At 72.7% G+C, this 21,844-nt stretch carries 14 protein-coding genes and 2 pseudogenes; 8 read left to right on the forward strand and 8 right to left on the reverse strand.

What is annotated here, in order from left to right:
- Together ABGB16_RS14285 and ABGB16_RS14290 are read left to right on the forward strand one after the other, a co-directional pair.
- A partial coding sequence (locus tag ABGB16_RS14285) for a carbohydrate ABC transporter permease (RefSeq protein ID WP_347668517.1) occupies window positions 1-523 on the forward strand: 523 nt, incomplete at its 5' end.
- Window positions 507-1,694, forward strand: coding sequence for an ROK family protein (locus ABGB16_RS14290; protein ID WP_347668518.1), 1,188 nt, complete (start codon window positions 507-509; stop codon window positions 1,692-1,694). The genes ABGB16_RS14285 and ABGB16_RS14290, both read left to right, overlap by 17 nt.
- 114 nt (window positions 1,695-1,808) lie before the next feature.
- Here ABGB16_RS14290 and tnpB read toward each other — a convergent pair whose 3' ends face one another.
- Window positions 1,809-3,194, reverse strand: a complete 1,386-nt coding sequence (gene tnpB, locus ABGB16_RS14295) for an IS607 family element RNA-guided endonuclease TnpB (RefSeq protein WP_347668519.1) — start codon at window positions 3,192-3,194, stop codon at window positions 1,809-1,811.
- 429 nt (window positions 3,195-3,623) lie between these two features.
- Between tnpB and ABGB16_RS14300 the strand changes: the two genes are divergently transcribed.
- Window positions 3,624-4,097, forward strand: a complete 474-nt coding sequence (locus ABGB16_RS14300; protein WP_347668520.1) for a molybdenum cofactor biosysynthesis protein — start codon at window positions 3,624-3,626, stop codon at window positions 4,095-4,097.
- Window positions 4,098-4,870: 773 nt separating this feature from the next.
- Here ABGB16_RS14300 and ABGB16_RS14305 read toward each other — a convergent pair.
- The 5 genes and pseudogenes from ABGB16_RS14305 to ABGB16_RS14325 all read right to left on the reverse strand — a co-directional run bounded on the left by ABGB16_RS14305 (window position 4,871) and on the right by ABGB16_RS14325 (window position 9,250).
- Window positions 4,871-5,443, reverse strand: coding sequence for a hypothetical protein (locus ABGB16_RS14305; protein WP_347668521.1), 573 nt, complete (start codon window positions 5,441-5,443; stop codon window positions 4,871-4,873).
- 27 nt (window positions 5,444-5,470) lie between these two features.
- Window positions 5,471-5,992 (reverse strand): adenine phosphoribosyltransferase, encoded by a 522-nt coding sequence (locus ABGB16_RS14310; protein ID WP_347668578.1) that lies wholly within the window; start codon window positions 5,990-5,992, stop codon window positions 5,471-5,473.
- Window positions 5,993-6,082: 90 nt separating this feature from the next.
- Window positions 6,083-7,198: pseudogene (gene mtnA, locus ABGB16_RS14315) on the reverse strand (S-methyl-5-thioribose-1-phosphate isomerase); the annotation flags it as partial.
- Window positions 7,185-8,042 (reverse strand): 3-hydroxybutyryl-CoA dehydrogenase, encoded by an 858-nt coding sequence (locus ABGB16_RS14320; protein WP_347668522.1) that lies wholly within the window; start codon window positions 8,040-8,042, stop codon window positions 7,185-7,187. The gene ABGB16_RS14320 and the pseudogene mtnA, both read right to left, overlap by 14 nt.
- Window positions 8,039-9,250 carry a ketoacyl-ACP synthase III gene (locus tag ABGB16_RS14325; protein ID WP_347668523.1) on the reverse strand — a complete coding sequence of 404 codons (1,212 nt, stop codon included), beginning with the start codon at window positions 9,248-9,250 and terminating at the stop codon, window positions 8,039-8,041. Before ABGB16_RS14325 ends, ABGB16_RS14320 begins: the two co-directional genes overlap by 4 nt.
- A 309-nt stretch (window positions 9,251-9,559) precedes the next feature.
- Between ABGB16_RS14325 and mtnC the strand changes: the two genes are divergently transcribed.
- From mtnC to ABGB16_RS14340, 3 genes are all read left to right on the forward strand, one after another.
- On the forward strand, window positions 9,560-10,315 hold the full coding sequence (gene mtnC, locus ABGB16_RS14330) for an acireductone synthase (protein WP_347668524.1): 756 nt from the start codon (window positions 9,560-9,562) through the stop codon (window positions 10,313-10,315).
- Window positions 10,312-10,938 carry a methylthioribulose 1-phosphate dehydratase gene (mtnB, locus tag ABGB16_RS14335; RefSeq protein WP_347668525.1) on the forward strand — a complete coding sequence of 209 codons (627 nt, stop codon included), beginning with the start codon at window positions 10,312-10,314 and terminating at the stop codon, window positions 10,936-10,938. The genes mtnC and mtnB overlap by 4 nt, the downstream gene beginning before the upstream one ends.
- A 139-nt stretch (window positions 10,939-11,077) precedes the next feature.
- Entirely contained in the window at window positions 11,078-11,959 is an 882-nt protein-coding gene (locus tag ABGB16_RS14340; RefSeq protein ID WP_347668526.1) for a helix-turn-helix transcriptional regulator, read from the forward strand.
- Between the two features lie 72 nt (window positions 11,960-12,031).
- On the opposite strand, the gene ABGB16_RS14345 is transcribed toward ABGB16_RS14340, so the two are convergent.
- Entirely contained in the window at window positions 12,032-12,628 is a 597-nt protein-coding gene (locus ABGB16_RS14345; protein WP_347668579.1) for an ATP-dependent Clp protease proteolytic subunit, read from the reverse strand.
- 321 nt (window positions 12,629-12,949) lie between these two features.
- A pseudogene (locus ABGB16_RS14350) lies at window positions 12,950-13,477 on the reverse strand (helix-turn-helix transcriptional regulator); the annotation flags it as partial.
- Here ABGB16_RS14350 and ABGB16_RS14355 point away from each other — a divergent pair.
- A complete protein-coding gene (locus ABGB16_RS14355; RefSeq protein ID WP_347668527.1) occupies window positions 13,440-20,612 on the forward strand; it encodes an amino acid adenylation domain-containing protein in 7,173 nt (2,390 codons plus the stop codon). The pseudogene ABGB16_RS14350 and the gene ABGB16_RS14355 overlap by 38 nt on opposite strands.
- Window positions 20,609-21,769 carry an FAD-dependent monooxygenase gene (locus ABGB16_RS14360; protein WP_347668528.1) on the forward strand — a complete coding sequence of 387 codons (1,161 nt, stop codon included), beginning with the start codon at window positions 20,609-20,611 and terminating at the stop codon, window positions 21,767-21,769. The genes ABGB16_RS14355 and ABGB16_RS14360 overlap by 4 nt, the downstream gene beginning before the upstream one ends.
- The last annotated feature ends 75 nt before the right edge of the window (window positions 21,770-21,844 follow it).

Below are 21,844 nucleotides of genomic sequence, written 5' to 3' on the forward strand. Positions count from 1 at the left end.
CGGCCGGGCTTGGTCGTGTACGGACGTGGAGCCCGGCACCTGTGGGCTGCGAAGCGTCAACCACCCGGCGTGCCGCATGAGCGCCGCCAGGAATCTGCCCTCTTCAGGGGGCAGAGGAAGTCAAATCGCCCAGACGCTGCCCGTGTCGATCTACATGCTGCGCAACTACCTGTCGACCATCCCGGTCAGTCTGGAGGAGGCGGCGGCTGTCGACGGCTACACCCGGCTGCAGACCATCCGCAAGATCGTCCTGCCGCTGGCCGCGCCGGCGGTGATGGCCAATGCGCTGTACGTGTTCATGATAGCGTGGAACGAATTCCTGTTCGCCCTGCTCTTCCTGGTCGAGGACCGGGCGGACTGGACGGTCTCGTTGGGTCTCGCCCAGCTGTCCGGCGGCATTGAGGTGAGCAAGACGGTGTTGATGGCCGGATCGGTCGTGCTTACCCTGCCGATTGTGATCATCTTCTTCGCCGCCGAGCGCCTGTTGACCGAGGGACTGACCGCGGGTGCCGACAAGGGCTAGGCCGGCGGGCAGCCAGAGCTCCGCCGGCCATCTGCTCTGGCTGGTCCGTACGGGCCGGGCCCGCACCCGCGCCGAACTGCAGGGCTACACCGGCCTGTCCCGCTCGACCGTGACGCAGCGCATCGACGCGCTGCGGGCCGCCGGTTACCTGCGCGCCGCGGGCGTGGAGGGATCGACCGGCGGCCGACCGGCCGAGCTGCTCGAACTCGACACCGGCCACGGCGTGGTGCTCGTGGCCGACCTCGGCGCCAACCACGCCCGAGCGGCCGTCGTCGACCTCAACGGGCGTCTGCTCGCCGAGGAGCACGAGCCGATCAAGATCGGCGTCGGCCCGGAAGCGGTCCTGGCCTGGGTCGACGCCGCCTTCAGCCGGCTGCTCGACACGGCCGGCTGGCAGCCCGTGCAGGTACGCGGCATCGGCGTGGGCGTGCCCGGCCCGGCCGACTTCGAGGCCGGCCTGGTCGCCCAGCCCCCGATCATGCCGGGCTGGGACCGCTACCCGATCGCGGAGCGACTGCGCGACACCTGGAAGCGGCCGGTGTACGTGGACAACGACGCGAACCTGATGGCGCTGGGCGAGCAGACGACGCACTACCCCGACTGCCCGTCCCTCGTACTGGTCAAGGTCGCGACCGGGATCGGCGCCGGCGTCGTCGTGGACGGCCACGTCTACCGCGGCATCGACGGCGGCGCCGGGGACATCGGCCACATCCGCCTGCACGACCATCCGCAGGCCCGCTGCCAGTGCGGCCTCTACGGCTGCCTGGCGGCGGTCGCCAGCGGCCTCGCGATCGCCCAGCGCCTCACCGCCGGCGGCACCCCCACCTCGTCCGGCGCCCAGCTGGTCGAACGGATCCGCTCCGGCCACGCCGAGGCGGTGCACCTGGCCCGCACGGCGGGCAAGCTGGTCGGCGAGGTGCTGGCGACCGTCGTCTGCCTGCTCAACCCCGGCGTGCTGATCATCGCGGGCGACCTGGCCGACCTGCACTTCGTGGCCGGGGTGCGCGAGGTGCTGTACCAGAGCGCGCTGCCCCGCGCGACCCGCCGCCTCGAGGTCACCACCAGTCGGCTCGGCGCCCGCGCGGCGGTCACCGGCGCACACGCCATGGTCATCGAGCAGGTGTACGCCCCCGAGGTCGTCGACGCCGCCCTGGCGGCCGGACCGTCATGACCGACCCCGTCACCGCCCCTGCCCGCCGCGCCGCCGTCGCCGCCTCGTCCGGCGCGGCCGTGCCGCCCCCGAAGTGGAGAACGAGCCGTGGAACGCGACAGCACCCGTTACCTATCAGTGCGCTCTGGTGAGCATGTGATTGGTAGTCCTGCCTTGCGGTGGGACGGTCCCGGTCTGACCTGCTGGGGCGGTGCCGGGTTGACGTTTCACGGCCACCTGCCCCGTGAGCGGGGTCTTACGGTCGGCTCCACGTCCGTTTGGCGACTCCCGGCCACTCCGGGCGTCGACCACCTCATGCGCGAGCGCGGCGAGGTTGCGTGCGGCGTTCAGATCCCGGTCCAGAACCAGGCCGCAGGTGGCGCAGGTGTAGGTACGCTCGGCCAGGGCCAGCTTGGCTTTCACCGCGCCGCAACCCGAGCAGGTCTTCGAGGACGGATACCAACGGTCGGCCACGATCAGCCGACCCCCGTTCCATCCGGTCTTGTAGGTGAGTTGTCGGCGTAGTTCGGCGAACCCGGCGTCGGCGATGTGCCGGGCCAGGCGCCGGTTGGTCAGCATCCCGGACACGTTGAGGTCCTCGACCACGATCGTGCCGTGCTCACGGGCCAGCCGTGTGGTGAGCTTGTGCAGCCCGTCGCGGCGCAGGTTCGCCACCCGGGCGTGCGCGCGAGCGAGTCGGGCCTGCGCTCGTTGCCACCGCTTCGACGGCCGTGCTCCGGTGCGCCGGTCCGGGCCTGCCTTGCGGGACAGGCTACGGCCCAGCCGGCGCAGGACGCGCTGCGCACGGTGCAGGTGGCGCGGGTTGGGCACACACTCACCGGTGGACAACACGGCGAGATGGATGATCCCGACGTCAACGCCAACCACTGACCCGGGCTGGGCGGGCTGCAGGTCGAACCGCTCGACCTCCACCGTGAACGCCACATACCACCGCCCGCCGTCACGCCGCACGGTCGCCGACATGATCCGGGCGGTGCCCGCCTCCACGCGGCGGGCGAGTTTACGAGCCGACTCGTGCAGCTTCAGACGACCGAGCCGCGGCAACACAACATGCTTACGGTCCGGCTCGACACGGATGGCACCGGTGGTGAACCGCACCGACGGTGTCGTCCGGCGACGGGACTTGAACCGCGGGAAACCGACCGGTCGTCCAGCCCGCTTCCCGGTTCGGGAATCGGCCCAGTTGTTCAACCCGCGGGCGAGGGCGTCCAGACCGGTGTTGAACGCTTCCTTCGAGCATTCCGTCCACCACGGCGCGACGTCCTGCTTGGCGGCGTTCCATGCCTTGCGCAGCGCCGGAAGTGACCACGACACCGTCGGGGTCAGCTGGTCATCGGGCACACCGTAGGTGCGCTCGGCGGCCCGCTGGTCCATGACCGCCTTCACCCGGGCAAGCGCCCAGTTGTAGGCGACACGAGCCGCTCCCGCATGCGCGAGAACCATCCGCTCCTGCCCGGCAGTAAGATCCAACGCGAACCGGTACGCCTGAACCGTCCTCACGACACGTCACCCGCAGCGGCGGCCTCGACCGCCCGGCGGACACCAGCAGATCCTGCCCCGTCACCCACCCAATGACGCAGACGACCCGACGGCTCAGATCGGCGCGCTGACCCCCCACCAGACACCGACACAGACGACAAACTACCCAACCCTGACGGCCGAAGCCAGCGACTCACCGACCATGTTGGACCACCCGACCCGACAAGCCGGCCGCATACCGACGCCGAACGGCGACACACGAAACGCCCTCCGACGCCGCCCATTCCCTCATGCCAACGGACAACCACAGCATGCCCAAGAAGCTAAAGCTGCCTCGCTTGCCACCTGGTGGCATCCCCGCGGCGTACCCGATTGTGGACGCCGGGCCGACGGAGGCCGGCGCGACCTTCCGCGGATCCGGGTCGGGGGCCCGGCCGTAGAATCGCAGCCGTGCCCGAGATCGTCCAGTTGCTGGCCTCGCCCGTGCACCGCTACGGGGGCCGGCCGGCCGACGGTCCGGCCCCCGCGCCGCCCGACGAGATCGTCGAGGAGGTCGAGATCCGCGCCGGGTTGGGCATCGTCGGCGACCGCTACTTCGGCCGGCCGGCGCACCGCGACGCGAGCATCACGCTGATCGCGCGCGAGTCCCTGCCACCCGGCGCCGACCTGACGCAGGTGCGGCGCAACGTCCTGACCGTCGGCATCGCCGTGGACGAACTGGTCGGGTCGGTGCTGGTCCTCGACTCGGGGCAGGGGCCGGTCAGCCTGCGGGTGCGCCGGGCTGCCCCGCCCTGCGCCTGGATGGACGTCGCCGTCGGCCCGGGCACCTGGAAGGCGTTGCGCCGCCGTGGCGGGATCCGGTGCGCGCCGCTGACCGACGGCACGCTGCGGGTGGGCCCGGTCGAGGTCGCCGTCCTCCGCTGACCGGCGTCTGCCCCCGCTGCCGGTGACGGCCGCGCCCCGGGCGTTCCCGTCGGCGCGAAATCAGGTGTGACAGATGTGCGGGTATCGCCGACCAAGAATGTTATGCATCGACGTTTTGCCATTGGTCGATGGTGCACCGTAGCATGTGGACGGAGATGAACGTGCATGTTAAAGTCGGCCCTCGCGGATCATCCGGGGTCTGGTCGGACAGGAGACTGAGGGCTGACCGTGTATGAGACATCTCTTCCTGTGAAGAAAGTCCAGCTCGAATAGTCAACGCTTCCGGCGTGGCCACGATGCCGCCGCCGGAACAGTTCCGTGCCGTGTCGAACTCCGCGCCCGCGCCGGCGACCAGATGCGTTCGAGCCAGCCTGACGCTGCTCCCGCCCGTGCCCTGAGCAGGAGTTACTCCTACGGCTCGGGCCGTCGTTCCTTGCCACGGGCTGGTCACCGCCGCGGGCCGAGTGAAGGGCAGAGAAAGGCAATGGACACCTCCCTCTTCGCAAAACTGATCAACCGGAGCCGCCCCGCACTGGCGATCGCGACCGACGTGGCACGGGGACCCGGAATGTGGCCCGGAATGCAGTCCAGGGAGTACGCGCGGATCGACGTCGACCGGGTCAAGGATCCCGACCCGTGGCGCTGGGGTTCGACGCGAGGGGAATGAAGCGGCGTCGGGAGCGGTCGCGGCCGGTGCGGCGGGCCCGCGGGCGCAGCCGGCACCCGGGCCGCCGCGCGCGGTTCCCCGGGCCGTCGTCGCGTTCGGACCGTCGTCAGGCCATCGTCAGCAGGTCGTCGAGCTGGGGGATGGGGGCGGAGGCGCCGCTGTCGGTGAACGAGCCGATCCAGCCGTCCTCCTCCTCGAAGAACCGGATCACGCAGAAGTCCGGGACGGCGCCCATGTCGAACCAGTGCGTTGTGCCAGCGGGGACGGAGAGCAGGTCCCCGGCCTCGCAGACGGTGGCGTAGACCCGGTCGCCCAGGTGGAGGTAGAAACAGCCCCGCCCGCCGACGAAGAAGCGCACCTCGTCCTCGGCGTGGGTGTGCTCGTACAGGAACTTCTCCCGCGCGGCGCGGGCGGTCCGCTCCCACTCGGCGTTGTCCGGCTCGGGGCGCAGCGCCGCCACGTCGACCAGCCGGTACCCGCCGGCCGCGCAGATCTCGCCCACGTCCTCGCGGTACACGTCCAGGACGGTCTGGGCGTCGGCGCCGGCGGGCAGTGGCCGCACCGGGCGGCGGTGCAGGGTGATGCCCCGCTCGGCGAGTTGCCGGGCCATCACGTCGACGTCGGTGGTGCGGAGCAGGGTCCGCGTCCCGCTCTCGTCGAACACGTGCAGCAGGCTCATCTCGTTCTCCTCGTCGTCTCCGCGGGGTCAGTCCCGGACCACGTGCAGCGCCAGCACCGGTCGGTCGTCGAGGGTCTTCCGGCCGGCCAGCGCCGCCAGCTCCACCACCACCGCGTACCCGGCGACGTCGCCTCCGGCGGCGCCGACCAGCCCGGCGGCGGCGCGCAGGGTGCCCCCGGTGGCCAGGACGTCGTCGACGAGCAGCACCCGCTCGCCCGGCCGGATCGCGTCGACCTGCATCTCCAGCCGGTCGGTGCCGTACTCCAGGCCGTAGCCGACCGACCGCGTCGCGCCGGGGAGCTTGCCCGGCTTGCGGACCAGCACCAGCGGCCGACCGGTGAGCGCGGCGACGGCACCGGCGACCGGGAACCCACGCGCCTCCAGCGCGACGATCCGGTCGACCCGCCCCCAGGGATGGGCGCCGACGGCCTCGGCGGCGGCCCGGAGCAGGGCCGGGTCGGCGTAGAGGCCGGCGAGATCCTGGAACGCGATGCCGGGCGCGGGGAAGTCGGGCACCACCCGGATCCGTTCGGCGACGGCCGCGCCGATCGCGGCCGGCCCGGGCCCGGTCGCGGCGGGGACCGTGGGTGCCGTCCGCCGGGCCGGTCGGGCCGCCGCGCCCCCCGGCCGTACGGCGCGTTCGGTCACCACGGCGGTGACCAGCTCGTGCGGGGTGACGTCGAAGGCGGGATTGAAGACCCGGGTGCCCGGCAGGGTGATCGGGGTGCCGGCCAGCGCGTTGACCTCCTCGGCCGGGCGTTGCTCGACCACGATCGCGGCGCCGTTCGGCGTGGCGGGATCGACCGTGGACTCCGGGGCGACCACGACGAACGGCACCCCGTTGCGGGCGGCGGCGCAGGCCAGCGCGTACGTGCCGACCTTGTTGGCCACGTCGCCGTTGGCGGCGACCCGGTCGGCGCCGACCAGGACGCAGTCGATGTCCTGGGTGGCCAGCGCCGCCACGCCCGCCGAGTCGGCGCAGAGCCGGTGCGGGACCCCGGCGCGGTCGAGTTCCCAGACCGTCAGCCGGGCGCCCTGCAGCAGCGGCCGGGACTCGTCGACGAAGACCTCGGCGACCATTCCCGCCTCCGCGAGGTCCCGGATCGTGCCGAGCGCCGTGCCCCAGGCGACCGTGGCGAGGCCCCCGGTGTTGCAGTGCGTGAGCAACCGCAGCGGTCGGTCGGGGCACAGCGCCCGGACGAGGTCGGCCGCCCGGCGGGCGGCGGCCCGGTTGATCCGTTCGTCCTCCTCGAGGACCGCCAGGGCCTCGGCGAGGACGGCGTCCGGTCCCTCGGCCAGTCGCGCCGCCGCCCGCCGGGTGCCGACCTCCAGGTTGACGGCGGTCGGGCGGGCGGCGGCGAGCCGGTCGGCGTCGGCGCGCACGGCGGCGGCGAACCCGGCCCGCCGGTCGGGGGAGTGCCAGGAGTCCCGGTGCCGGTGGGCGGAGAGCGCGACGCCGAGGGCGCCGGCGACCCCGATGGCGGGCGCGCCGCGGATGGCCAGTCGCCGGATGGCGTCGATCACCTGGTCGACGGTGGTGAGGCGGAGCGTGCGGAACGCGTGGGGCAGGGCGGTCTGGTCCACGGCGACAATGGCGTCGTCGGCCCAGCGGATGCTCCGTCCGTCGAGCACGTCCGGTGCGTTTCCGGGGGTGTCGGCGGGCGTGGGGACGTCGTTTTCCACGGCGTGTTCCCTTTCGGCGACGGTGGTCACCACAGGCGTCCGGTCGTGGCCGGGGTGGTCACGGGTAGACATGGAAACCGCGTCCGCTCTTTCGGCCGAGCCAGCCGGATTCGACCATGCGCCGCAACAGCGGTGGGGCGGCGTAGAGCGGCTGCTGGAACTCGGCGTACAAACTGTCGGCGACGGTCACCAGGGTGTCGAGCCCGATCATGTCGGCCAATGCGAGTGGACCCATTGGGTGACCACATCTGGCCACCATCGCGGCGTCGATGTCCGCGGCGCTGGCGAAGCCGCTTTCCAGCATCCGCATCGCCGACATCAGATACGGCACGAACAGTACGTTGACCACGAAGCCGGCGCGGTCCGGGGTCCGGATGACCGTCTTTCCGAGTCGTTCGGTGAGGAACTCGGCGGTGCGGGCGCAGGTCTGCTCGGCGGTCAGCAGCGAGCCGGTCAGCTCCACCAGTGGCATCACGGGGACCGGATAGAAGAAATGGGTTCCGACCACCTGCCCGGGACGGCCGGTGGCGCGGGCGAGCCGGGCGATCGGAATGGACGACGTGTTGGAGGCGATCAGCGCGTCGGCGGCCAGGGCGCGGTCGAGTTCCTGGAGCACGCGCAGTTTCGTCGGCTCGTCCTCCACGACCGTCTCCACGACGAGATGACGATCGGCCAGGGTGTCGAATTCGGTCTCGAACGCGATCCGATCCAGGGCCTGTGCGGCCTCGTCGGCGGTGATCCGGGATTTGTCCGCCGCCCGGGCGAACGCGCGTTCCAACCGGGCCCGCCCGTTCTTCGACGACTCCGGGCTGGACGAGACGATGACGACGTCGAGCCCGGCCAGGGCGCACGCCTCGGCGATGCCCGCGCCCATCTGACCGCAGCCGACCACGCCGACGCGTTCGACGCCGCTCATCGGCCGACCTCGCCCGCCGGGGCGTGCGGGGCCGCCCAGCGCAGCAGGCACGCGCCGATGGACATGCCGCCGCCGAAGCCGGCCAGCAGCAGCAGGTCCCCGTCGGCGAGGTCGCCGGCCCGGTTCGCCCGGTCCAGGGTCACCGGCACCGAGGCGCTGCCGAGGTTGCCGAAGTCGGTGTACGTGCGGTGCAGGCGCGCGTTCGGCAGGCCGAGCCGTTGGTCGAGGTCGGTCAGGAGCACCCCGTTGGGCTGATGCGGAATGAAATGACGGACCTCCTGCGGGGCGGTGCCGGTCCGACTCAGCAGAGTCGCCACCGCCGGCGGGACTTCGTCGATAACGAACTCGCGTACCGCCCGCCCTTCCATCCGGAACAGATGATCACCGCTGGTGATCGCGTCATGTGTTATGGGTGACCGGGTGCCGCCGGCTTCGATCCGGATCAGCCGGTGTGCGTCGCCCCGACTGCGGAGTTCGAAATCGATCACCCCGTACCGGTCGGGGACGGCGCCGACAACCGCCGCGCCCACCCCGTCACCGAGCAGAATTGCCGTGCGCCGGTTGCTGAAGTCGAGGCTGCGCGAGTAGAGATCGGCGGAAGCGATCAGGACGCGGGCCTCCGGGCGGGTCAGCAGCAGCCCGCGCGCCAATGCCAGCGCGTAGACGAAGCTGCTGCACGTGACGTTGATGTCGAAGCACGCCGCCCGGTGGGCGCCGAGCAGATCCTGCACGAGGTACGAAGTCGGGGGCAGGGGATGGTCCCCGGTCGACGTCGTGACAATCAGATAATCAATGTCGGCGGCATTTGTGCCGGCCTGGGCGAGGGCCGCGACGGATGCTTTTGCCGCAAGGTCGGAGGTGGCCTCGTCCGGGGCCGCGAAACGGCGATTCCGGATGAGCGTCTTCCGTATTATCCATTCCGGGTCGACCCCGACGCGGGCCGCCAGATCCTCATTTCCCACCTCCTCTTTCGGAAGGTAGGAACCGGTGCCCAGTACGCCGACTGAAATGTGAGCCACGGATTTCTGTTCCTCTCGCCTGTCGAGCCTGCGTGACCCGGGGTCGGGTGGGAGCGCAGGTCTGGCCGCCCCGCCCGGCTGCTGGCCGGGCGGGGGCGTGCGCGGACGTGGATGCCGAGCTCGTGGCCCGTTCCGGTTCCGTACGCCAAGGGTGGAACACATCTGGAGCGTTATCCAGTGCAGCGTCATCCTGGTACTTCGGAAACCCCCAATCCGCGATGTACCTGATGCGCGGGTCAGCCGTCGGCGGGTCATGTGGTATAGGTTGCCGGCCCGCGCCGATAACTACCCTCCGTATAGACCAGTGTTAGTGGCACACCTACCCCCGAGGTTGCATAATGAGGCGTGGCATATCCGGCTCACGGCTGGGTAGGATCCGATTCGCCGCCTGGCTGCAGAGCTGCTTGCGGGGAAATTGGAGGTTTTCGAGTGGAAATCGACAGCGGTGAACGTCTGCGATTCCCGGACCAAGCCAGGGCGGGGCATATTGCCGACGCGGTGAGCAGCGACGTCGTTTCCGGCGAGCCCGTCTGGATCATCCTCGACGTCGAGGGCACCGTCGTGCCCACCGAGTACGTGCACGCGACCCTCTTCGACCACGCCCGGGCGGGGCTGGCCGGTTGGATCACCCGGAACCTCGACACTCCGGCGGGCCGCGACGCCCTCGCCGCCGTCCGCCGGGCGGCCGGGCTGGCCGACTCGGCGGGCCCTGACGAGATCATGACCGTCCTGCTCGCCTGGATCGACCAGGACCGCAAGGAACCGGCGCTGAAGGTCCTGCAGGGCCACGTCTGGCAGGAGGGCTACGCCAGCGGCGAGCTGCGTACGCCGCTGTTTCCGGACGTGATCCGCGCGCTGCGCCGTTGGCGGGCGGCCGGGCATCGGCTCGGGATCTTCTCGTCCGGATCTGTCGCGGCCCAGCGCGCGGTCCTCTCCCGCACCGACGCGGGCGACCTGCGGGACCACTTCGCCGTCCACTTCGACCCCCTCGGCGTCGGGGCCAAGCGCGAACCCGACGCCTACCGCGCCATGCGCGCGCGGCTCACCCCGGCCGGCCGCGCCGGCGACGGCGGAGCCGACGGTGCGCCCCCACCCGTCTTCCTCTCCGACGTGCCGGCCGAACTCGACGCCGCCGTCGCCGCGGGCTGGCGCGCGGTCGGGGTGGCCCGCCCCGGCGAGCCCTACGGGAACGCCGACTTCGGACCGCACCAGGTCGTCCGGGGCTTCGACGACATCGACGGGGTGCGGCGGTGACCGCCGTGCCGGTCCGGGCGCCCGAGGTGGGCGACGCCGGACGGATGCTCGCCGCCGAGTCGGCCCGGTACGCGGCGCTGGGCTGGATGCGGGGCACCTCGGGGAACCTCTCCGTGCGGCTCAGCGCCGACCCGCTGGTCCTGGCGGTCACCGCGAGCGGGCTCGACAAGGGCGAACTCACGGCGGCGGACATCGTGCTGGTCGACCGGGACGGCGCCGCCCTGCCCGACCAGCCGGGGCCGGCGCGGCGACCCTCGGCCGAGGCCGGGCTGCACGCCCGGATCGCCGCGGTCACCGGGGCCGGGGCGGTCGTCCACCTGCACGCCCTCCCGGCGGTGCTCGCGGCCGAACGCTGGCCGGCCGGCGTCCCGCTGCGGGACCACGAACTCCTCAAGGGCCTCGGGCGGGGGGCCGACGGTGACCTGGTCACCGTGCCGGTCGTCCCGAACTCGCAGGACATGCGGGTGCTCGGGGACGCCTTCCAGAAGGTGTGGCGGCCGGACGTACCGGCGCTGCTCGTGGCCCGGCACGGCGTCTACGTGTGGGGCGACGATCTCCGCGCAGCCCGCCAGTACCTGGAGAGCCTCGAGTGGCTGCTGCGCTTCGTCACGGCGGCCGGATAGGGCAGACAACGATGGCCGAATGGTGCGAGGAGAAACCGATGTCTGATGCGTTTCCGTCGTGGAAGGTCCATCCCGCCGTCCCCGCGACCCGACGACCGCCGTCCCCGCGCCCCGCGCCGGCCGCCCAGGGCGGCCTGCGATGAAGGGCGCCGAGGGCGGTCGGCGCTTCTGGCGGCCGGACCTGTACATGCACGAACTCGGCCGGTTCCTCAGCGTTCGGCGGCAGCGCACCACCCCCGAGGTGGTCGGCCTGCCCACCGGGCGTCGCCGCCGCACGCCGGGCCTGCGGCGGGAGGAGGTCGCCGTGTTGGCCGGGGTGAGCCCGACCTGGTACACCCGCCTGGAACAGGGGCGCACCGCGGCACCGTCGATGGATCGCCTGCAGCGGCTCGCCGAGGTGTTCCGGCTCTCCGAGGACGAGTGGCGCTACCTCTACAAACTGCGCCGCCGCAACGAGTACCCGGAGCAGGAGCCGCCGCCGCGGCAGGTCGTGGAGCGGATGGCCCGGCAGGTGAACCAGTCGGTCGACCCGTACCCGATGCTGCTGATGAACGAGTACCAGGATCTGCTCGGCTGGAACCCGGCGGCAGTCGAGTGGTACAGCGACTTCGCGCGGCTGCCGCCGGCGCGGCGCAATCTGCTGTGGTGGGTGCTCACCGCGCCCGAGGCGCGGGAGAAGATCGTCAACTGGGCCGAGAACGCCGCGTGCATGGTGGCCCGGTTCCGGGTGGAGACGGCGAACTGGCTCGGTGAGCCGCGGCTGACCGAGCTGGTCGGCGTGCTGCGCGAGGTGAGCCCGCTCTTCCGCCGGCTGTGGGACGAGCACCACGTCACCACCGGCTCGACCCGCCGCTACACCGCCCGTCACCCCGAGCGGGGCGTCGTCGACATGCAGGCGGTGGTGTTGCAGGAGGCGCACGGCTCCTTGAACATCACGTACTTCCTGCCGGTCGACGAGAGCGCTCTGGCCGCGGACGAGAGTGGGTGGACCGCGCCGGCGCGGCTGGTCGCGTCACGCTGAGCGAGCCGCCGGTGGGGGGCGTCGGGCACGGGCCGGCCGCGCGGAGGGGCCGGCCCGAACCCGACGGTCGGGTCAGACGAGGCTGCCGTTGTTGCTGCCGATCTGCGCGGCGTTGGAGATGACGTGGTCGATCATCCCGTACTCCTTCGCCTCCTCCGCCGTGAACCAGCGGTCACGGTCGGAGTCGCGCTCGATCTCCTCGTAGGTGCGCCCGGTGTGGAAGGCGATGCGCTCGATCGTGGTCCGCTTGACGTAGAGCATGTTCTCCGCCTGGATCGCGACGTCGGCGGCCGTGCCGCCGATGCCGCCGGAGAGCTGGTGCATCATGATCCGGGTGTGGGGCAGCGAGTACCGCTTGCCCGGGGTGCCGCAGCAGAGCAGGAACTGCGCCATCGAGCCGGCGAAGCCCATCGCGATCGTGGCCACGTCGTTCTTGATGTACTGCATGGTGTCGTAGATCGCCATGCCGGCGCTGATCGAGCCACCCGGCGAGTTGATGTAGAGGTGGATGTCGCGCTCGGCGTCCGCCGCGGCGAGCAGCAGCATCTGGGCGCAAATGGTGTTGGCGGACGCGTCGTCGACCTGGGTGCCCAGGAAAATGATTCGCTCCTGGAGGAGCCGGTTGAACACCTGGTCGCCGAAGGACGACTGCTGCTGCTCGGCCCGCATCTGGTAGTCAAGCCCGGTCATGAACCCTGCCTTCTCGTTCGTCGCGTCACTGCTGGTTTCCCGAACGTTATGCTGCCGTACGTCGAAACCAATTCCCAACAGGTTCTGCTGACGGGAGATCTGCTGACAGCAGAAGCCGCCGCGCCCGAGGCGGCGCGGCGCGTCCGGATGCCGCGCCGACAGCGAACCGGCCGCCGCGGGCCCGGCGGGGCCCGAGCGGTCGGTCCGCCCGGCCGGGCCGGTGGTCAGCGGTGGACGGTGCCGCCGCGCCGCCGCCTCCCCACGGCGCACCTCCGCGCCGACCTGGTCGAGCAGGTCGTCGAGGGTGACCGCGAGAGCGCGGCAGACCGCGGCCAGGACCTCGGAGGACAGCTCCTTACGCCCCAGCTCCACCTCGGACAGGTACGGCACGGAGACGTCCGCGGCCGTCGCCACGTCGCGGAGCGTACGCCCCTGGGCCAGCCGGATCCGGCGCAGGACGGTGCCGATGGCCTGGCGCAGCAGGGGCATCTCGTTCCGCCCTTCCGCCGAAAGGTCATGGGCCGGCGCCTGCGGTAGCCGGCCGGCAGCGCCGCACGCGGGCAGGTCGCACTCTAGCACGCTTCGATCGATGGAATGCCTTCTCCTGCTGTTCCGTCCGATCGGTTTCCCGTCCTGGTAACGCCCAGCATGGTCGCGGAAAGACCAGGTTTCCTGTGCGCTGGATAGGAATCCCGGAATGGCCGAGTCTTGCAACATCCAGGCGGCGCGGGGCGTCAGCCCGCCGATTCCGGATTCTGGCCAACGACCTTGGGAGCCCTTTTTGTCTGCCATGCTTCCTGTTCCGCTGACGGCCCACCAACAGGACATCTGGGCGGCTCACTCGCGTTTTCCGGAACTCAACCAGTTCAACTGCTTCATCTACGACCGGTACACCGGCGAGGTCGACCTGGCGCTGCTCGCCGACTGCCTGGTCCGGGCCGTCGAGCGCAACGACGCCCTCCAGCTCCGCTTCGACGAACGCGACGGGGAGCCGTACCAGTGGCGCCAGGCGTGGACCCCCGAGGTCGAGGTGGTCGACCTGCGCGACGCGCCGGACCCGGCCGCGGCCTGCGCCGAGTGGATGCGCGAGTCCTTCTGCCACCCGTTCGACCTGCGCCGGGACCCGCTGATCCAGCTCCGCATCCTGCGCGAGACCGACACCGTCACCTACGCCTACGTGCAGTACCACCACATCCTCACCGACGCGTGGGGGATCAACCTCTACATGTGGCAGGTCCGCACCGACTACGCCCACGTGCTGCGCACCGGCGCGCCGGCGCCGCTGGACCCGCCCTCCTACCTGGCGTACGCCGAGCGGGAGCGTGGCTACCCGGACAGCCCCGAGTACGGGGCGGCCAGGGACTTCTTCCGCACCTACCTCGACGGCGCCGAACCGGCGCTGTTCGGCCGCCGCGCGCCGAACGGGGCCCGGCGTTCGGTCACCGAGACCTTCCTGATCCGGCGGGAGGTGATCGACCGGATCCGGGCCCGGGGCGAGTCCCCGTTCGGGTTCGTCTCCGCGGCGATCTCCCTCTACCTCTCCCGGGTGCTCCGGGCCGACGAGGTCATCCTGGGCGTGCCGGTCGCCAACCGGCTCGACGCCACCGAGCGGGACGTCGTCGGTCACTTCGCCAACACCCTGCCGATGCGGCTCGCGCCCAGCCCCGACAAGACCATGCGCGAGCTGGTCGCCGAGGTCCGCTCGGCCACCCGGGCGCTCAAGCGGCACGAGCGCTTCTCCCTCGGCTCGCTCCTGCGGGCCCTGCGCCGCCACGGCGCCGGCCACCCGCAGCTGTTCGACGTGACGCTGTCGTACATGCGCTGGTCGCCGCCGGTGGAGATCCCCGGCCTGCGCTACCGGACGGTGGCCCAGAACCCGCCGCACGACCTGGACACCCTCGCCGTGCTGGTCAACGAGATGGACGAGGTCAGCGACGTCGCCGTCGAGGTCGGGTACGCCGTCGACGTCTTCGACGACGACCTGCCGCCCGCGGCCGTGGCCGGGCACCTGAGCGCGATCATCGAGCAGGCCGCCGCCGCGCCGGACGCGCCCCTGCGGACCATCGACATGCTCTCCGACGCCGAGCGGCACACCGTGCTGCACGCGCACAACGACACCGCGGCCCCCTTCCCGGACCAGGCCACCCTGCCCGGGCTGATCGCCGGGCAGACCGCCCGCGCCCCGGAGCGGGTCGCCCTGGTCGACCAGTTCGGCGCGGAGACCACGTACGCCGAGCTGGACGCCTGGACCGGGCACCTGGCCGCCGCCCTGCGGTCCGCCGGGGTCCGGCCCGGACACCGGGTGGCCGTGCTGGCCCGGCGCGGCCCGCAACTGGTCGCCGCCGTGCAGGCCGCCCAGCGGGCCGGGGCGGCGTACGTCCCGGTGGACCCGGACCACCCGCCGGCCCGCGTCGCGTACCTGCTGGCGGACAGCCGGCCCACCGCGGTCCTGGTCGGCGACGACGTCGCCGTGCCCGACCTGCCGCAGGGCTGCGCCGTGCACCGCGTCGGCCGGCCCGGACCGGCGGCCGGCCCCGCCGCGCCGACGGGCCCCACCGCCGACGACCTCGCGTACGTCATCTACACCTCCGGCTCCACCGGCCGTCCCAAGGGGACGATGGTGGAGCACCGGTCGGTGGTGAACCGGCTGACCTGGATGCAGCGGAAGTACCCGATCGGGGCCGACGACGTTCTGCTGCAGAAGACGCCGGCCACGTTCGACGTGTCGGTGTGGGAGCTGTTCTGGTGGGCGCTGGCCGGGGCGCGGCTGGCGCTGCTGCCGCCCGGCGCGGAGAAGGACCCCCGGGAGATCCTGCACCACGTCGCCGAGCGGCGGGTCACCGTCATCCACTTCGTGCCGGCGATGCTCGGCCCCTTCCTCGACCTCCTCGACGGCTCCCCGGAGCTGGCCGCCCGGGCGGCGAGCCTGCGGTACGTCTTCTGCTCCGGCGAGGCCCTGCCCCCGGCCCGGGTGGAGCAGTTCAACCGGATCTTCGCCGGGGCGTCCGCGCCGCTGCTGGTCAACCTGTACGGGCCGACCGAGGCGACCGTCGACGTCTCCTGGTACGACTGCCCCACCGGCGCCGGGCCGGTCGAGCGGGTGCCGATCGGGCGGCCGATCGACAACATCCGGCTCTACGTGCTCGGTCCCGGTGACCTGCCGCAGCCCGTCGGCGTCCCCGGCGAGCTCTGCGTCTCCGGCGTCGGGGTGGCCCGGGGCTACCTGGACCGGCCCGAGCTGACGGCCGAGCGGTTCGGGACCGACCCGTTCGTCCCGGGGCAGCGCCTCTACCGCACCGGGGACCTGGTCCGCCGGCTCGCCGACGGCACCCTGGAGTACCTGGGCCGCCTGGACGGGCAGGTGAAGATCCGCGGCAACCGGGTCGAACTGGGCGAGGTCGAGCAGGCGTACGCCGCGCTCCCGGCGGTGCGGGACGTGGTCGTGGTGGACCGGCAGGCCCCCGGCCGGGGCACCCACCTCGTCGCGTACTACCAGGCCGACGAGGAGCTGGACCCGACGTGGCTGCGCGAGCAGGTCGCCCGGGTCCTGCCCGAGTACATGATCCCGGCGTACGTCCGGCGGCTCGACCGGATCCCGCTGAGCGCCAACGGCAAGGTCGACCGGCGGGCCCTGCCCGAGGTCGTGGCGGCCACGGACCGGGCCGGCGCGGACGCGCCCCGCAACGCCGTCGAGGCGACGCTGCTGGAGGTCTGGACCCGGGTGCTGAACGTCGGCGCCGTCGGCGTGCACGACAACTACTTCGCCGTCGGCGGCGACTCGATCCTCATGCTCCGGGTCCGGGCCGAGGCGGAACGGCGGGGCCTGTACGTGCGCCTCGGCGACATGGTCCGGTACCCGACGATCGCCGGGCTCGCGCCGCACGTCGGCACCGCCCCGGCCGAGCCGGTCACCGGCGTTGCCCCGTTCGCGCTGGTCTCCGACCGTGACCGGCCCCGGCTGACGGGGGCGGCCGACGCGTACCCGACCGGCCAGGTCAGCCTCGGCATGCTCTACCACAGCCGAGAGCACGAGGTGTCCGCCGTCTACCACGACGTCTTCCGGTACACCGTCAAGGTGCCGTGGGACGAGGCGGCGTTCCGGGCCGCGTTCGCCGCGCTGCGCGAGCGGCACCCCGTCCTGCGCGCCTCCTTCGACCTCGCGGGCTACTCGGAGCCGCTGCAGGTGGTGTGGCCGGACGCCGACCCGGGGCTGGAGATCGTCGACCTGCGCGAGACGGCCGAGGACGTCGCCGAGCGCGCGGTGCTGGCCCACGTCGAGCAGCGGCGCTTCCACCGGTACGAGTTCGAGCGCCCGCCGCTGTACCTGTTCCGGGCCCACGTCCGCCCCGAGCACGTCGACCTGGTGTTCAGCTTCCACCACGCCCTGCTCGACGGGTGGAGCGCCGCCAGCCTCGTCACCGAGCTGCTCACCGACTACCTGCGCCGGACCGGCGTCGAGGTGGCCCCGCCGCCCCCGGCGCCGACGGTCTCCGTCGCCGACCACGTGGCCGCCGAACGGCGGGCCCTCGCCGCGGAGGGCACCCGCGCCTACTGGCGGGACCTGCTCGCCGACACCGAGCCGACCCGGCTCGACGGGTGGCGGGCCCACGAGGCACCCGCGCCGCCGGAGCTGGTGATGCTGCACGTCCCGCTGCCGCCGCGGACGGAGAAGGCCGTGCGGGAGCTGTCGGCGAGCCGGGGCCTGCCGGTCAAGTCGATCCTCTTCGGCGCGTACTGCCTGACGCTGCGGCTGTTCGGCGGACGCGAGGACGTGGTGACCGGGATGGTCACCCACGGCCGCCCGGAGCTGGCCGAGGCGGAACGCATCGTCGGGATGTTCCTCAACACCATCCCGGTGCGACTGCGCCCCGGGCAGGACACCTGGCTGGCCGCCGCCCGGGACGCCTTCCGGCAGGAACAGGAGAGCCACCCGCACCGCCGGTACCCGCTCGGCGCGATCCAGCGCGACCGGGGCGGCTCGGTGCTGGAGACCGCCTTCAACTACGTGCACCTGCACGTGCTGGCGCCGCTGCTCCGGCTGCCCCAGGTGGAGCTGCTGGACCTGCGGGTCTGGGAGGAGACGAATTTCAGCCTGCTGGTCAACGCGATCGTCGACCCGGTCGACGACCAGATCACGCTGCGGTTCGACGCGGACGGGGCCACGGTCAGCCGGGCCCAGGCGCAGCTCTTCGCGGACACGTACCTGCGGCTGCTGGACCGGCTGACCACCGCGCCGGACGAGGCCCCCGACCTGGGCTTCCTCGCCGCACCGGCCCCGCTGGCGGAGCCGGGCGAGCCGCTCGACGTGGTCACCCGGTTCCGCGACCAGGCGCGGCGGACGCCGGACGCGGTCGCGGTCAGCGGGTACGACGGCGCCTGGACCTACCGCGACCTGGCGCTGCGGGTCGACCGGGTGGCCCGGCGGCTGCTCGCGGCCGGCGTCCGGCCGGACGAGGGCGTCGGTATCGTCATGGACCGCTCCCCGGAACTGGTCGCGGTGCTGATGGGGGTGGCGCGCTCCGGGGCGGCGGCCGTCCCGCTCGACGTCACCTACCCCCGCGACCGCCTCGCCGTGATCGTCGGGGACGCCCGGCCGCGCTTCGTCGTCGCCGACGCCGGCTACGCCGACCTGGCGACGGAGCCCGGGACGCTGATCCCGGCCGACGAGATCCTCGCCCCCGACGCGGCCGACGGCACCGAGGTGCCCCCGGTCGCGGTGGACCTGGAGAGCGTCGCCTGCGTCCTGTTCACCTCCGGCTCCACCGGGCGGCCCAAGGGCGTGCAGCTCACCCACCGGCTCTGGGCGAACTACGTGGACTGGCAGGTGCGCGCGACCACCGGGGCGCCCGGCGCGGTGACGTTGCAGTTCGCGCCGCTGAGCTTCGACGTGTCGTTCCAGGAGATCTACTCCACCCTGGCCGGCGGGGGCAGCCTCCGGATCGTCTCCGACGCCGACCGGCGGGACCCCACCGTCCTGCTGCGCCTGCTCGACTCCGCCGGGGTCGGCCGGGTCTTCCTGCCGTACGTGGCGCTGCAGCAGCTCGCGGAGGCCGGCGACGCGCTCGGCGTCCGGCCGCGCGAGCTGCGGGTGATCATCTCCTCCGGCGAGCAGCTGCGGGTCACCGACGAGATCCGCCGGTTCTGCGCCGCCCTGCCCGGCACGGTGCTGGAGAACCAGTACGGCCCGACCGAGACGAACCTGGCCAGCACGTACCTGATGAGCGGCGATCCGGCGACGTTCCCGGCGCTGCCGCCGATCGGGCTGCCGATCGACGGGACCGAACTGCACGTGCTCGGCCCCGACCGCCGGCCCCGCCCGGTGGGCGCGGCCGGGGAGATCTACCTCGGCGGGGACTGCCTGTCCCGGGGCTACCACGACCGGCCGGACCTGACCGAGGAGCGGTTCGTGCCGCACCCGTTCCGCCCCGGCGCCCGCCTCTACCGCACCGGCGACCTGGGCCGGCTGCTCCCCGACGGCAACGCGGTCTGGCTGGGCCGGATCGACACCCAGGTGAAGATCCGGGGCTTCCGGGTCGAGATCGCCGAGGTGGAGCTGGCGGTGCTGCGGGCCGCCGAGGGGCACCCGGGCGTCCGCGAGGTCGCCGTGGTCGCCCGGCGGCGGGAGGGCCTGGACGCGTACCTGGTCGCGTTCCTCGTCGGCGAGGCCACCGACGAGGAGCTCGACGACATCCGCCGGCGGACCCGCGCGCAGCTGCCCGAGCACATGGTGCCCAGCGCGTTCGTGCCGCTGGCCGGGCTGCCGCTGACCCCGAGCGGGAAGCGCGACGACGCGGCCCTGCGGGCGATCCCGCTGACCGCCACCGCCGCCGGCACCGGGCGGGCCCCCCGCGACGGGTACGAGCGGGCGCTCTGCGAGATCCTCGCCGACATCCTGGAGCTGCCCGAGGTGGGCATCGACGACAACTTCTTCGACGTCGGCGGCACCTCCGTCAGCGCCATGCGGCTGGTGGTGACCATCGAGAAGCGGTACGGGGTGAGCGTCCCGCTCGCCGCGCTGATCACCACGCCGACCGTGGCCGAGCTGGCCGAGCGGCTACGGGAGCGGTCGGCGCACCTGACCTTCGACCCGGTGGTGCCGATCCGGACGACGGGGTCGCGCCCGCCGCTGTTCCTCGTCCACCCGCTCGGCGGGAACGTGCTCTGCTACGTCCGGCTCGCCCGGCACCTCGGCCCGGGCCAGCCGGTGTACGCGCTCCAGGCCGCCGGGGCCGACCCCGGGACGGAGCCGCTGGGCAGCGTCCCGGAGCTGGCGGCGAGTTACCTGGCGGCGATCCGCCGGGTCCGGCCCGACGGGCCGTACGTCCTGGGCGGCTGGTCGTTCGGCGGCTTCGTCGCCCTGGAGATGGCCCACCAGCTCCGCCGGGAGGACCCGGCCGCCGTCGACCGGATCCTCCTGCTCGACTCGATCGCGATGGGGCCGGACGCCGCCACGCACGCCCCGGAGAGCTCCCTGCTCGAGTGGTTCTTCTGGGAGCTGCTGTGGTTCGAGCGGGGGGACACGCCGACCGAGACCATCCCGGCGGAGCTGACCACCGCCGAGGAACGGTTCGACTTCATCGTCCGCCGGGCGGTGGAGACCGGGGTGCTGCCCCGGGGCAGTTCCCGGGGTGCGGTCCAGCGCCTCTACGACATCTTCCGCGCCAACTGGAACGCCCTGCTGGCGTACCGGCCGGAGCCGATCGACCAGGACGTCCTGCTGCTGCGCGCCACCGGGACGCTGCCGGACGCGCTGCTGCCGATGCACCGGGCGGGGGACAGCCAGCATTCCGACCCGAGCAACGGACTGAGCGGGTGGACCACCCGTGAGCTGCGGGTCGTCGACGTACCCGGAGACCATCTCGTGCTCTTGGAGGAACCACACGTGAACGTCACGGCCAACATCCTCGCCGACCTGCTCGACGCGGGCGGGCGGCAGCCGTCCGGGACGGGGCGGCCGGCATGAGCGGGCACCGGGCGATCATCGCCGGTGCGGGCATCGGCGGGCTCACCGCGGCGGTGGCCCTGCAACGCCTCGGATACGAGGTGGAGGTCTACGAACGGGCCGCCGAGCTGCGGCCGGTCGGCAGCGGGCTCGCCTTCACCTGCAACGCCCTCACGGCGCTGCGCTCCGCCGGCATCCACCTGGACCTCGAGCGGACCGCCCGCCGATGGAACGCGCTGACCTTCAAGACCCGCCGGGGCCGGCCGATCCGGACCATCCACTACCAGCACTTCGTGGAGCGGTTCGGGGTGCCGATGCTGGCGGTGCACCGGGCCGACATCCAGTCGTCGCTGCTGGCCCAGCTCGACGGCAGCCCGGTCAGCTACGGCGCCACCGTGACCGGCTACGCCCGGGACGGCGCCGGGGTGCGGGTGACCTTCAGCAACGGCATGGAGAGCAGGGGAGACCTGCTCGTCGGCGCCGACGGGTTCCACTCGGCGGTCCGGCGGCAGGTGGTGGGCCCGGAGCAGCCCCGCGACGGCGGCTACATCTGCTGGCTGGCCACCCCGACCTTCGCCCACCCGGTGGTCACCCCCGGCTACGCGGCGCACTACTGGGGGCGCGGCGAGCGGTTCGGCCTGGCCGACATCGGCGGCGGGCGCGTCTACTGGTGGGGCACCAAGAACATGCCCCCGGACCGGGCGCGGGACTGGAAGGGCGACAAGGCGGAGATCGCCCGCACCTACGCCGGCTGGGCACCGGAGATCGGCGCGGTCATCGCGGCCACCCCCGAGGACGGCATCATCAACGTCCCGGCGCAGGACCGGCCGTTCGGCGAGCGCTGGGGCGACGGCCCGGTGACGCTGCTCGGCGACGCCGCCCACCCGATGATGACCAGCCTCGGGCAGGGCGCGAACATGGCCATCGAGGACGGGGTCGTCCTCGCTCGCTGCCTGGCGGACGCGCCCGACGTCGAGTCGGGGCTGCGCCGCTACGAGGACGCCCGCCGCCCGCGGACGAGGGCGATGGTCGAGGCGTCGCTGGCGCTCAGCCGCGTCGAGCAGCTGGACAGCCCGATCGGCACCCTGCTGCGCCGGCTCTACTTCCGGTTCGTCCCCGAGTCCACGTTGGACGCGCGGAACGCGCTCGCCCTCGACTTCGAAGGAGCGGCCCGTTGACATCCTCCCAGCCCTGAAGGGCCGGGATTCCCCTCGGTCGCCCGTGGGGTTTCCTGCTTCATCGCCGACTGCCCG

It is taken from the genome of Micromonospora sp. B11E3 (assembly GCF_039871625.1).
In the GTDB taxonomy this organism is placed as follows: domain Bacteria; phylum Actinomycetota; class Actinomycetes; order Mycobacteriales; family Micromonosporaceae; genus Micromonospora.